Annotated in this window: 11 protein-coding genes and 4 tRNA genes; 10 read left to right on the plus strand and 5 right to left on the minus strand. The window is 66.0% G+C overall.

Going from position 1 to position 12142, the window contains the following annotated elements; translation table 11 throughout:
- The first annotated feature begins 35 nt into the window (after window positions 1-35).
- From ABT061_RS39085 to ABT061_RS39100, 4 genes are all read left to right on the plus strand, one after another.
- A complete protein-coding gene (locus ABT061_RS39085) occupies window positions 36-1550 on the plus strand; it encodes a metallophosphoesterase family protein (protein WP_350927705.1) in 1515 nt (504 codons plus the stop codon).
- Between the two features lie 92 nt (window positions 1551-1642).
- Window positions 1643-1715 (plus strand) — tRNA-Glu (locus ABT061_RS39090).
- Window positions 1716-1821: 106 nt separating this feature from the next.
- Window positions 1822-1896, plus strand: a tRNA-Asp gene (locus ABT061_RS39095).
- A gap of 28 nt (window positions 1897-1924) precedes the next feature.
- Window positions 1925-1998, plus strand: a tRNA-Phe gene (locus ABT061_RS39100).
- A gap of 492 nt (window positions 1999-2490) precedes the next feature.
- Here ABT061_RS39100 and ABT061_RS39105 read toward each other — a convergent pair.
- The 3 genes from ABT061_RS39105 to ABT061_RS39115 form a co-directional block, all read right to left on the minus strand.
- Entirely contained in the window at window positions 2491-2796 is a 306-nt protein-coding gene (locus tag ABT061_RS39105) for an integrase core domain-containing protein (protein ID WP_350927707.1), read from the minus strand.
- A gap of 300 nt (window positions 2797-3096) precedes the next feature.
- The gene (locus ABT061_RS39110; RefSeq protein WP_350927709.1) at window positions 3097-3777 is read right to left on the minus strand and encodes a VC0807 family protein; all 681 of its coding nucleotides are present in this window, start codon (window positions 3775-3777) and stop codon (window positions 3097-3099) included.
- Window positions 3774-4994, minus strand: coding sequence for an alpha/beta hydrolase family protein (locus ABT061_RS39115; protein ID WP_350927711.1), 1221 nt, complete (start codon window positions 4992-4994; stop codon window positions 3774-3776). Before ABT061_RS39115 ends, ABT061_RS39110 begins: the two co-directional genes overlap by 4 nt.
- 92 nt (window positions 4995-5086) lie before the next feature.
- Here ABT061_RS39115 and ABT061_RS39120 point away from each other — a divergent pair, with 92 nt between their 5' ends.
- The 4 genes from ABT061_RS39120 to ABT061_RS39135 all read left to right on the plus strand — a co-directional run bounded on the left by ABT061_RS39120 (window position 5087) and on the right by ABT061_RS39135 (window position 8718).
- Window positions 5087-5665, plus strand: coding sequence for a TetR/AcrR family transcriptional regulator (locus ABT061_RS39120; protein WP_203956329.1), 579 nt, complete (start codon window positions 5087-5089; stop codon window positions 5663-5665).
- A gap of 344 nt (window positions 5666-6009) precedes the next feature.
- A tRNA-Leu gene (locus ABT061_RS39125) sits at window positions 6010-6085 on the plus strand.
- Window positions 6086-6186: 101 nt separating this feature from the next.
- Window positions 6187-6981: a barstar family protein gene (locus tag ABT061_RS39130; protein ID WP_350927713.1), complete on the plus strand. Its 795-nt coding sequence runs from the start codon at window positions 6187-6189 to the stop codon at window positions 6979-6981.
- Window positions 6982-7431: 450 nt separating this feature from the next.
- Window positions 7432-8718, plus strand: coding sequence for a hypothetical protein (locus tag ABT061_RS39135; RefSeq protein ID WP_350927715.1), 1287 nt, complete (start codon window positions 7432-7434; stop codon window positions 8716-8718).
- A 159-nt stretch (window positions 8719-8877) separates the two neighbouring features.
- Here ABT061_RS39135 and fmdA read toward each other — a convergent pair whose 3' ends face one another.
- Window positions 8878-10134 carry a formamidase gene (gene fmdA, locus ABT061_RS39140; RefSeq protein ID WP_344747056.1) on the minus strand — a complete coding sequence of 419 codons (1257 nt, stop codon included), beginning with the start codon at window positions 10132-10134 and terminating at the stop codon, window positions 8878-8880.
- A 30-nt stretch (window positions 10135-10164) separates the two neighbouring features.
- Complete coding sequence (locus ABT061_RS39145) at window positions 10165-10293, minus strand: hypothetical protein (protein WP_350927718.1); 129 nt, start codon at window positions 10291-10293, stop codon at window positions 10165-10167.
- A 938-nt stretch (window positions 10294-11231) separates the two neighbouring features.
- Between ABT061_RS39145 and ABT061_RS39150 the strand changes: the two genes are divergently transcribed.
- Both ABT061_RS39150 and ABT061_RS39155 read left to right on the plus strand, forming a co-directional pair.
- Complete coding sequence (locus tag ABT061_RS39150; protein WP_350927720.1) at window positions 11232-11756, plus strand: hypothetical protein; 525 nt, start codon at window positions 11232-11234, stop codon at window positions 11754-11756.
- 33 nt (window positions 11757-11789) lie between these two features.
- On the plus strand, window positions 11790-12095 hold the full coding sequence (locus tag ABT061_RS39155; protein WP_350927722.1) for a hypothetical protein: 306 nt from the start codon (window positions 11790-11792) through the stop codon (window positions 12093-12095).
- The last annotated feature ends 47 nt before the right edge of the window (window positions 12096-12142 follow it).

A 12142-nucleotide genomic window follows, 5' to 3' on the forward strand; every position in this document is an offset into this window, starting at 1 on the left:
TCTGCCCCGGTGTTCCCGGGGCGAGGTGGAGGCCCATGAAATTCGCTGATTGGACCCAGAGGACCCGCCGGCTCGCCACCGGTCGCGCGGGCAGGCGGATCGCCCGCACCACGGCCGTCGCCGCCGTCGCACTGGCGGGTGCGTGGCTCGGCATCATGCTCGGCGGGGCGGTACGGTCCAATGTCGGTCCGGTGGAGCTCGGCCTGTCCGCCGAGCCCTCGTGGACCGGGGAGACCGTGTTGGATGCTCACCCTTTCGGCACACTTTTGTTCGACACGCACAACGCCCCGGTCGGCCTCCGGGTGACCCTGGAGAACATCAACCCCGACCGAGCGCGCGGGTTCCTGGACGACCCCAGGCTCTCGGCCGACCGGCTCCCCGCGCTCCTGGAGGAGGAACTGGGCAACGGAGTCAGGACGCTGATCGTGCGTGCCGCCTTCTGCGGCCTGGCGGGCGCCCTGGTCACGTCCCTGATCGTCTTCCGCCGCCCAGGACCTGCCCTCGCGGGCACGCTGGGCGTCGCCGTCGCGATCGCCGGCACGGGCGCCGCCGTCGCCCTGACCTTCCGGCCGGACTCCGTGGTGGAACCCAAGTACACCGGCCTGCTGGCAGGCGCTCCGACGCTGGTCGGCGACGCCGAGTCGATCGTGACCAGGTTCGAGTCCTACCGGGTCCAGCTCGCCAAGCTCGTCAACAACGTCTCCCAGCTCTACGACGTCGTCTCCGCGCTGCCGGTCTATGACGCCGACCCCACCTCGATCCGGATACTGCACGTCTCCGACATCCACCTCAGCCCCATCGCCTGGAACCTCATCCGCTCGGTCACCACCCAGTTCAAGATCGACGCGATCATCGACACCGGCGACCTGACCGACCACGGCACCGGCCCCGAGGACAAGTTCGTCGAGGAGATCGGTACTTTCGGCGTCCCGTACGTCTTCGTCAGGGGCAACCACGACTCCATGACCACCCAGCGGGCCGTAAGCAGGCAGAAGGGCGCGGTCGTCCTCGACGACTCGGCCAAGACCGTGGCGGGGCTGCGCGTCTACGGCCTGGGCGACCCCCGGTTCACCCCCGACAAGTCCGTCTCCGTCGACTCCAACCTCGAATCCCTCGACGCGCTGGGCCGCTCCCACGCCGCAAAGCTGGCCCGGCTCCCCAAGCAGGTCGACCTGATCGCCGTCCACGACCCGACGATCGCCAAGGGGTTCTCCGGCGCGGCCCCGATGATCCTCACCGGCCACTCGCACGAGCGATCCACCGAACTGCTGCCCTCCGGCAGCCGCCTCCTGGTCCAGGGGTCCACCGGCGGCGCCGGGCTGCGAGCCCTCGAGCACGACGAACCCACCCCCGTCGCGGCCTCGGTTCTGTACTTCGACGCCGACACGCACCGTCTGAGGGCCTGGGACGACATCACCCTGGGAGGGCTCGGTGAGCAGTCGGTTCAGATCCAGCGTCACGTTGAGACCGAGCCTGGCCGTACAATTTCTCCTGTGCCGACGATTACCCCGTCTCCAACGGGGTCCATCACCGTCACACCGACGCCGTAGGCCGGAAAGCCGCTTTGGCAACGGGGCAAAAGTCCCCTATGCTTCAGAGGTCTCCAGCGGAGCACGGCGAAGGAACGGGACGCGAGTCCCGAGCCCCCATCGTCTAGTGGCCTAGGACACCGCCCTTTCAAGGCGGCGACACGGGTTCGAATCCCGTTGGGGGCACCGGCAGAGCCAAGGCTCGCCAGGGAAACGGCAGGTCGAAGACCTCCGAAGAACTGGTAGGCTGGCAAAGCCAGAAAGGCCGGGGACAAAAGCCCCAGCCAAGCAAGGTCCTGTAGAGCAGTTTGGAGTGCTCGCCACCCTGTCAAGGTGGAGGTCGCGGGTTCAAGTCCCGTCAGGACCGCTCAGGTAGGTGTTCGATCCACCACCAAGGTCAGGTAGCTCAGTCGGTACGAGCGTCCGCCTGAAAAGCGGAAGGTCGGCGGTTCGACCCCGCCCCTGACCACAGCAGCTGAGCAGCACAAACGCCCCGAGCCGATCACGGCCCGGGGCTTTTTGATGTCCAGTGACAGCAACGCTGACAGCAACGTCACTCGCGATCCATCTCGGACTCATACTCCGATCGAGCATGTCGCAGATCCCGGTTTCTGCTGCGTCTAGGAAAGATGCCACCTCTTCCATCGCCTCCTGGAAGAGCCGTATATGAATCCGATTCACATTGTTGAGTGTCTCTGCTCCTTGCTTGTTCGCTGGATAGCGGAAGTGCTGCGATGTTGGGTCAAGGTCATGCAGCTGTAGCAGCACGCGCTGTACGTGTTCCAGCTCGTCTGCCTCACCCACATGGTTAGCCTCTTGAAGGAGGCCGCGTGTCACACGCCAGAGTTCATCGATGCGATGCGTCCCGTGTATTTTGGCAGGCTTGCCCACGTATGGGCTTTCCCCCCAAAGCGTGGAGACGCTCTTATGCCACAGCAGCCCTCAGCAGGGCCGTTGACGCTTACCTCTTCTCGATCATCTGACTCTCGCATGTGACAGGCGGCAGCCCGTCGTTGGCGCTGTGTCGCCTTCTGGTGTTGTAGAAGTCGGTGATCCAGGTCGCGATCTTCAGCCGAGCCTCGGCACGGGTCCGGAAGCGGTGTCGGTAGACGTACTCGACCTTGAGCGTGCTGTTGAACGACTCGGCGGCGCCGTTGTCCAGCGCACAACCCACCCGGCCCATCGACTGGACCACTCCGTGTCGACGGCAGGCGGCCTGGTACTTCGCGGCGGTGTACTCCGACCCGCGATCGGAGTGGAAGATCACCCCGGTCCACGGCACCGCCGCGGGTGGCCACTGCCATCTGCAGCGAGGCGACCGTCAGCGCTGTGCCGCCCCAGGCGGCTGACCAGCGGGCAAGGCATGTGGAGCGCCCGGTGCGTGGAGACACGCACGCCGGGTGCGGCGGGCGGGCCGGGGAAACCCACCGTGAGCAATCACGACAGGGCGCCCCGGTCCGACCCAACACAGCAACGTCCCCAGACGCCAGCACATCTGCCCCACCGTTTGCCTCGGTGGTGGCTCCGCGTCCGCCGTGTCCTCCCAGGCCCCGTCATCATTCGCGGCTCAGTCGTCGGACAGTGTCCTGGCGGGAACCGCGTCCCGGGAGCCGGCCTCCGAACTGGAGGCCTTCTTCGCCGCCTCTTCGCCGCGCTTGCCGTACCAGGCGCTCCATGCTCCGAGCAGGCCGATGGTCGCCACCAGGAGGATCGACGACAGCCCGGCCATGACATCGGTCGGCAGCCAGTAGACCAGGGGGAGGCGGACGGCCGACTCGATCAGAAGCGCGATTCCCCAGACGAGGGTCATCACCAGGTAGGTCCGGCGGAACATCGGCTCCGCCGCGTACAGGACGTCCCAGCGCCGCGCGGTGTCCGCGTCTTCGGCGCCGAAGCGCTTCGCCACGGCGAAGGCCGTGGGACGGCCTGCTACGCAGGAACCCAGGAAGATCAGGCCCGCGACCGCGGTAGTGACGGACTTGATGGCCAGGAGGAACTTCGCGTCTCCCGTCAGCAAGGAGAGGATCATTCCCACGCCGAAGACGACGCCCATGAAGGCGGCGAATCCATCGAAGCGACGCTGCCGGACGGCGACGTAGGCGACCCGCAGGAATCCGATGCTCGCCGCCGTCAGCATGGCGGCGTACTCGCTCACGTTCAGCGCGCGGCACACATAGTAGGTGCCGATCACCGGCACCACGTCCCACAGCACGACCGAAACGATCTGGTTGTTACCTGAACGGCTCATTTCTCACCCCTGAAGGTCTCGTCGAGCCAGTCACTGATGCGGGCCATGGCCAGTCGCTGGGCGCCTGATTGGCAATGGGCGTCGGCACCCTCCTCGGCGGTGAACTCGAGGAAGGTTCTCGGGCAGGTCAGGTGATCGTGGAGCGCCTCGGGCTGGCCTTGGAAGGCGAAGTCGCCGGGGGCCGAGCAGACCAGGGTGGGGCACCTGATCCGCTCGGCGATGCCGTCACGAAGGTGATAGTCGAGCATCTTGGCCGCGTACCCGCGCGGTGACCGGGCGCCGGTGACCCACATGCCGTGGGTGAAGGCCCACCGCATGACGGGGTCGTTCGCCATGAGGCCTTGAATGATCTCGTCGACCTCGGGCGCGGACTCGGCGCCCAGCATGGCCCGCGCCTGATCGCGGTCCTCGCCGAAGTGGCCCGCGACGATCGCCCCCATGTCGTAGACGCCGTCGAAGGCGATGAGCGCGTTGATCCGCGGTTCGAAGGCGGCGGCGCGTGGCGCCAGCAGTCCTCCCATGCTGGCGCCCAGCAGCGCGACCCGCTCAGGATCGACCTCGGGCAGCGCGAGCAGGTAGTCGAGCACCGGGCCGACCACCTTCTCCCAGTCTGGCCGGAACACCAACCCTTCGCGGTGCATCGGCCCAGGCTGCCCGGGGCCGTCGAAGGTGAGGACGTGGTAGCCGCGTTCGGCGAACGCCGCCGCGCCGAAGAAGTGCATTTCCTCTGCGCTGCCGTCGAAGCCGTTGTGCATCACGATGGTGGGCCGGGGTGTACGGCTGTCGCCCGCCCGGTAGAGGTAGCCGGTGAGAGCGGTGTGCGCGTACGGGATCAGCACCGGTTCGATCCTGATGTCCGACAGCCGGGCCGCCGCGCGAAACGACTCCACGCCGAGCGCGTAGGACTGGTCGACGCGCGGGTCGGACGGGTCGCCGTGCAGGAAGAACTCGGCAGAGCGGTAGTAGGTGGACGCCCGCAGCAACCCGTCACGCGCGCTGACCTCGTGGCCGGCCGCCAGGCTCCGCCGAGCTTCGCCGGCGACGCGGTCGGCCGTCGCCCGCCACTCCTTGTGCCAGCTGTCGTAGTCACTCTCGGTGATCCGCTGTGCGGTGGTGATCACTTCACCGAAGTCCGCGCCGCCGTAGGCGATGTGGCCGAGCAAGCGCAGCGTCTCGTACCAGAACATGACGTCCTTCTCAAAGATCAGCGCATCCACGCCCGTCCCCTTAATGCGAAATTATTCGCTTCAAGAGGAAGTTAGCGCGGCGACGCGCTTAAAGCAAGATTATTCGCGTTAAGATGTCGGCCATGGCAGCACAGGAACCCGTACGCCGGCCCGGGGGGCGTAACGCCCGCGTCCGCACGGCCGTATGCGAGGCCGTCCTCGACCTGCTCCACGAGGCGGACTGGGACGATCTGAGCATCGCGCAGGTGGCGGAGCGATCCGGAGTCCACCAGGCCACGATCTACCGGCGCTGGGGCACGTTGGGCGCGTTGGTCGATGACGTGGTGACCGAGCAGCTCACGCGCTCGTCCCCGGTTCCCGACACCGGGACGCTCCGTGGGGACCTGGAGGCCTACGCGGTCCAGGTGGCCGAGGACGTGGCCGGCCCCCTCGGTCCCGTCTTCCTCCGTGCCGCCCTGGTGGGCGCGCGCCCGGAGGGAGAGCCTTCCAAGCATGTCTATCTTCTGGAGCGAGGCACGCAGCTCCAGAAGATGCTCGACCGAGCCAGGGATCGCGGGGAGAACCCCCCCACGTTGCTGGAGCTGCTGGAGGTCATCCTCGCACCGCTGTACTTCCACGCGATGTTCTTCGAACGGCCGACCAACGCGCACCACGCCCGGACACTGGTGGACAGGCTGCTCGCCCTCAGCGAGAAGAAATGAACGCCGTCGTTCTCGCCCGTGGCAGAGTTCACGGCCCCGGGAATGTCCCCGTACGAGCAGCGAGGCCGCGTGTCTGGGAAGACACGCGGCCTCGCTTGCTCAGGTGGGCGTTACTTCGAGACGTAGAGGCGGCGCGGTTGTCGGTCATGTGGGTTCTCCTTTTCGCTGGTGCTGTGACCGGAAACAATCACCGGGTTGGGTGGTCAGGCCGCGGCTGATGGGTTTGTGGTGGTGGGTGTGGTAGTCGGTGGCGACCTTGCGGACGTTGTAGGTGACAGCAGCAATGACAGCAACGTCCCCTTACGGAAGCATTCTTCGACAGTCGCTCACAACCCTCTGACCATGGTCTCGGGTACGCCAGCAGGGTGATTGGTCCGCCTGAGAAGCGGAAGGTCGGCGGTTCGACCCCGCCCCTGACCACAACAACTGGGCAGCACAAACGCCCCGAGCGAATACCGTTCGGGGCTTTTTTGATCTTCAGTGACAGCAATGTCATCCGATTACCGGTGAGCGTGAGACACGTGGATGATGTCCAGCCGAAATTCCTCCTGATTGACGCAGACGAGCAAATCTGTGGCTCCTGCCTTGATGCCGAAGGCGTCTTCGTCGAGGCGCCGGAGGACGACGAACATGTGACCGTCGAAATCCTGGGCTGCCTTCCCTCCCAGCGGATGCGTGACTACCTCAGCGGATCCAAGCGCTACCGCCAGAGGAACCCGCTGGGGCTGGAGGCGCTCCGGATGCTCGATATGGCAGGGAGTCCGCTCGCGGAGTTCTGGGTGGGCGAGATCATCGATTGGCGGCCCTCACCGCTCGGTCGTGAACGGGTGGACCTGGTCGCCCGCTGGGGGGAGGACAATCCCTCCGCTCGTGCACGGCATGTCTGGGAGCGTTGGCGTACGGCCAGGCCCGACCGGATCAACCAGTGGGCCGGCTACGTGGGGACAGACAGAGAGGAATGGTTGACCGTCGCCCGCCACAACAGTCGCTGGCGGACAGGGCACCCCGATCGCCCATCGGGACGCACCTGTGATCTCGACGGAACGTACGTCACCGATGAAGCGAGCTTCTACCTGGCGATCGGGGAAGCGATCAACGGACCCGGGGGTTACTTCGGTTGCAACCTCGATGCGCTGAACGACTGCCTGAGGGGGAGATTCGGGGCGGAGTTACCTTTCACGCTGGTCTGGCACCATTCGCACATTGCTCGGGAATCTGTCGCCTTCTCATTCGAGGGAGCGGGTGCCAACTCGACCTACTTCGATGTCATCCGTGCCATCTTCGAGGAGCACGGGGTGGACATCGTGCTGAGGTGATCCTCTGTCGCCTGGATGTTCACCACCTTGCGGGCCGATTCGGGATCGCCGTCCAGAGGACAGGGTGTCGAGGTTCGGTTGATTCGACGTAGGGCGTCTTCGAGCTCGCCTTGCCACGTCTTTCGGCCCGTGCGGTGTGCCGCCTGTCGTGGCTCCGGGGAAGGGGCCCGGCGGGATGGCGGGCATTCGCGGAGCGGCCGGTGAGGCATGGTCCCGATGCCTGTCAAGACGCTGAGAACCTCGCTGATTCGCCCTTTTATGTCCTCCTTGAGTGATCTTGTCACGCTCCAATGCGGACGTTTGGATCGAGGGAGTGATCTTCTGCGGCGCGTCACAGGCGGCGGGTTCCGGGTACCTCACCCGTCTCGCCGCCTGTCCTGCCCGGCCCGGTCCTCTCGCAGTGGGCGGGTCGCCGGCCCGCGCCGTCCTCCACGAGAAGGAGTCGTGACCATGACCATGCTGACCTACACCGTCCTCACCGACCCGGCGCCCCTGGAGGCGTCGGCATCCGGGCGGTCCCCGTCCACGGGGACGGTGTATCTGCTCGTCACCAACACCGGGCCGCAGGCGGCGTACTGGTCCACGATCACGGTGGAGGTGCCCGTCGGTAACGGCGCCGGTGATCTCACCTCGGACTTCAGCACGATCAGTCCCAGGGGTGAGTACGGAACGCGGTCGGGCGCCCGGTCGCCGGTGAACGTCCAGCCGGGGTCAGGGGGTTCCAACTCCTTTCAGGTCACCGCCTCCGGCGGCAAAGCCTCTTTCGTCTCCGGTGACCACCTGGTGCTGACGCTGGAGAACGTCACCGTCACCGCTGCCGCCGGGCTGGCCGTGCTGAGGGTGACCGAGCACACCGGCAGAACCAGGACCGGGCGCCTGACCGACGGCTTCGCGGCGGTGGCGCTGGTGAAGACCGCTCCGAAGGAGATTCCGGCGCCGCGCGACTTCCGCCCGGACAACGCCATGGTGGACGCCGGAACAACGATCACGCTGAGCTGGGAGGGGTCCGACGACTTCGAGTACAGGATCCTGTTCCCGGGTGGGCAGGAGACCGTCCCCCAGGGTGCGCGCTCCTGGTCACCGGCCGCGGCCCCGAGGCGGGCCACCACCTACACCCTCGCCGCCACGTCCCGCAGCACGCCCGGGCGGGAGCACTTCCTCACCACGACCGTTCAGGTGCGCAATCCCGTTCTGGAAACCCTCACCGTCACCACCGGTGTCACCACCCCATGGGTGCAAGGGGCGAACGGCAGTGACGGAACCATCACCTTCTCCCAGGGCGCGGTGAACGTATGGAGCGCGTTCGGCTCCCAGGAACGGGGGACGGTGTTCGCCGGAAAGGCCGACCTCACCGGGGTGAACACCGAATGGGTGCAGGGAAGAAGCACCGATGACGGATGGATCAGCTTCCCCAAGGAGGGGCTGAACGTGCGCCATGGAAGCGGAGCATGGGGAACCGTGTTCGCCGAGAAGGCCGACCTCACCGGGGTGAACACCCGATGGGTGCAGGGAAGGAGCACCGAAGACGGATGGATCAGCTTCCCCAGGTTCGGGATCCAGGTATCCCGGGGCGGGACGGACAGTGCCAAGGACGGCGTCGTGTACACGGAGAACATCTACGCGAACGACAGGGACGACAGCTCGTTCGTCAACCTCCACAGCGAGGGGATAACCGTGTACTCGCCCAACGGGAGGAACCGGATCGGGAGCGTGACGGCCCGCATCGACGGGCAGTGAACGGGGGGTGAGGCGCGGGCGCGCGGATCGCCGCACCCGGCGCCGAGGCCCGTGCGTCCGCACTCCCGCGGTTCCCACGGGTCCGCGGTTACCTAAGCCGTTGAGCTGCATAAATGCCTGCTCCTACGTCCTGAGGGCCAACAGGGCGGGCAGCGGTTCTCAGTCGAAGCCGGCGTGCGGTGCGCTGGTGCCCTGTGGCACGCGGAGCGGACCGGAGGCGCCGGGACGGATGTCGAAGTCGAAGATCGCGGTTGGAAGGTAGATGGTGGCGCAGGAGTTGGGGATGTCCACCACCCCCGACAGCCGGCCCTCGATCGGCGCGGCGCCGAGCAGTAGATATGCCTGCTCGGGGCTGTAGCCGAACGCCGTCAGGTAGTCGATCGCGTGCAGGCAGGCACGCTGGTAGGCCAGTTGCGAGTCAAGATAGCGCTGCTCGCCGTCCAGGGTGACGGACACCCCGGAGAAGGCGAGCCACTCACTGTACTGAGGGCCGGTGCGGCCCGGCATGAAGATGGCGTTCTCGCCGACGCGGTACGTTTGCATACCGTCCTTGATGACTTCGACCCGCAGGTCGATGAAGCCGCCCATCTCGATGGCACCGCAAAAGGTGATCTCGCCGTCGCCCTGCGAGAAGTGCAGGTCGCCGACCGACAGGTTCGCGCCGGGTACGTACACCGGGTAGAACACGCGGGAGCCCCGGGTGAGGTTCTTGATGTCCTGGTTGCCGCCGTTCTCTCGCGGCGGCGCGGTGCGGGCCGCCTCGGCCGCGATCCGGTCGAACTCGGATGGGGAGACAGAGCCGAGAACGGCGTCCCGGGGCTCGGGAGGCAGGGCCAGCGGCGGCACTCTCTGCGGGTCCGTGGCTATCAGCGCCGATTCCCTCGCGTTCCATTTCGACAGCAGCGCCGCCGACGGCGCGGTGCCCATGAGCCCGGGGTGGGTGATGCCGGTGAACGACACCGCTGGGATATGACGTGATGTGGCAGTCTGGCCGGAGAAGTCCCAGATCGCCTTGTAGGCGTCGGGGAACTGCTCGGTGAGGAACCCGCCGCCGTTCTTGGTGGGGAAGATCCCGGTGTAACCCCAGCCCTGACCGGCCAGCGGGCCGCTGTCCTCCTGGGGGATGGGCCCCAGGTCGAGGATGTCCACGACCAGCAGGTCGCCCGGCTCGGCCCCCTCGACCGCGAACGGGCCGCTGAGCGCGTGCACCGTCGTCAACGGGGCGTCACGGATGTCCTCGGCGGAGTCGTCGTTGTGGATCGCACCGTCGAACCACTCCCGGCAGTGGACCCGGAAGCTGTCGCCGGGTTTGACCCATGCCACAGGCGGGATCGCGGGGTGCCAACGGTTGTGACCGATCTTGACCTGGTCGGTGAACTTCCTCTTCGAGTCGAGCGGGAAAATCAACTCTGGCACGGCTGGATTCCTTTCGGCGCTGCGAGACGGTCACGGCCGCGGCAGGCGGCTGGTAGCGGGATGGGCGACCGTCGCACCTCCGGTACGGCGCTGCGGCAGGGACGTGACGACTTCGGGCTCGAAGGCGCTGCGCTCCGCGCGCTGCAACCGGGGGGACATGGCGGCCGGAGTACGCGCGAGCATCGGCGCTGAGAACGCCCGAACCGAGGCCGCGCCGCAGTCTGGGCACGGCACCGCAGCGGGTGCGGTGCCGATCGGAAAGGTGATCTCAATTTCAGAGCAGCACGGGCACCGATAGACATATACCGCCATAGCACGCGCCCTTCGAGTGAATCCGAAATGGTTTTCCCCGGTCGTGACCCTCTCTGCCGACGTGATCTCGGGGAATGGTCTCAGATTCGGATGTATCCGCAATTTAACGCATGAATGCAATGCAATCCATCTCGCTTCCGCCAACTTGCTCGCACAATAAGGTAGATCGCTTAGTCCATAGGCAGAAATAAGAGGAAATATTCCTTTGTTTGCAATACATAAACCATGTGGCTTTTTGTAGACCGTGCTCTCCTGGAGCGGGCGCCTCAGGCTCAGATGCTCCTCGTGAGGTGGGTAGTTATGGAGCCTCCCGTGCTCGGCTGTCGCGACGGATGGATCACCTCGTCGAGTGCCGCCGCGAGGCCCTGGACGGACTGTCGCAGCTGTGGTCCGAGGGTCTGCGAGCCGGGATTATCACCAACGGGATCGCGGACAACCAACTCGGCAAGGTCCGGCGTCGTTCGCCTTGCTGCCGGTTCACCTAGGTTGAGGTGACAGCGACGCCCCCGCTGCTCGTGTTCTGGACGATCTCGCTCAAGCGCAGGAATGGGCTGGCGGCTCTTGCGACGTCGGAAGGCGCGTCTGTCGGCTCAGACCGCAGTGCGCTATCTGATGGGCCGAACCGCCGACCATCCCGCCCCGGCCGGCCGGGGTGCGGATCTCTGCCCAGCTCCGTCGTAGGTTGTGCCGAAGACCAGAGACCACTGGCCGACCGCGACGGTCACGTCCTGTAGGAACTCCTCACAGAATGATCTCTCAGGGCGTCACGACGGTACGGTATGCCGATGGCGGACATCTACGAACTCGTGCTGTCGGTGGACATCCGTGCTGACGTGACCGACGACGAGCTCGCCGAGCTGCGGTGGCATGTGGGGCAAGGACCACGACCTGAGCGACTGCCGATCGGCACTGACAGATACGTGGAAACCTATCCACTCGGTGATCCCAACGACCCCGATTGCGAGTGGGAGGACGCGGAAGCGGAGCCCGTGTTCGCGCAGCGAGGCGCTGCCTGGCGGGTGGGGGGCGCGCTCGCTGCCGAGTTGGTCGCGCGAGAGCGATCGGACGGCTGGGCGCTGACGGTACGCCAAGAACTCCATCCCGGCGACTTCTACCGGCTCCGGACACTGCTGGACTGGCTCGGCCGGTGCTCGGTCGACGCACATGCCGGCGGTGTCGAATCCTTCGTCGGCTACCTGCGCTTCCACGAGAGCATCGAGATCACGTCACTTGTTCTCCTGAACGGGCGGATTCGCGTGCCGGAGGACATCGAATCGCATACCCCGCACTGGGAGAACAGCAAGTTGTGACCGGCCCGGCCCGTGACATGTCGGAGGAGACGGATGATCAAGAAGGATCCGCTGAGATTCGGGCTTGGACGGGCGTGGTTCTACTGGCTGATGTTCGTTCTGAGCGTCGCTTTGGTGCTCACAGTCGGAGTCCATATGGCCAACCGCGACGATCTGGAGAAGGCGAGGCGATCAGTCACCACGCCGGCCGGGGAAGACGACACATCGAACGCGAAGATCATCGACAAGGATCAGCGCATCGAGATTGACGAGGGCAGCCCGTTTTGGCCGCTGATCGAGGAGCTTCGAAGTACTTCCCCTCAAAGCGATTCCACGGCCACGGATTCCAAGAAGGAGTGATCGAACTGGCTGCATCGTGAGGTCTTTTTCACCAAGGCGCGCGATCA

This window comes from Streptosporangium sp. NPDC002544 (assembly GCF_040295965.1).
In the GTDB taxonomy this organism is placed as follows: domain Bacteria; phylum Actinomycetota; class Actinomycetes; order Streptosporangiales; family Streptosporangiaceae; genus Streptosporangium.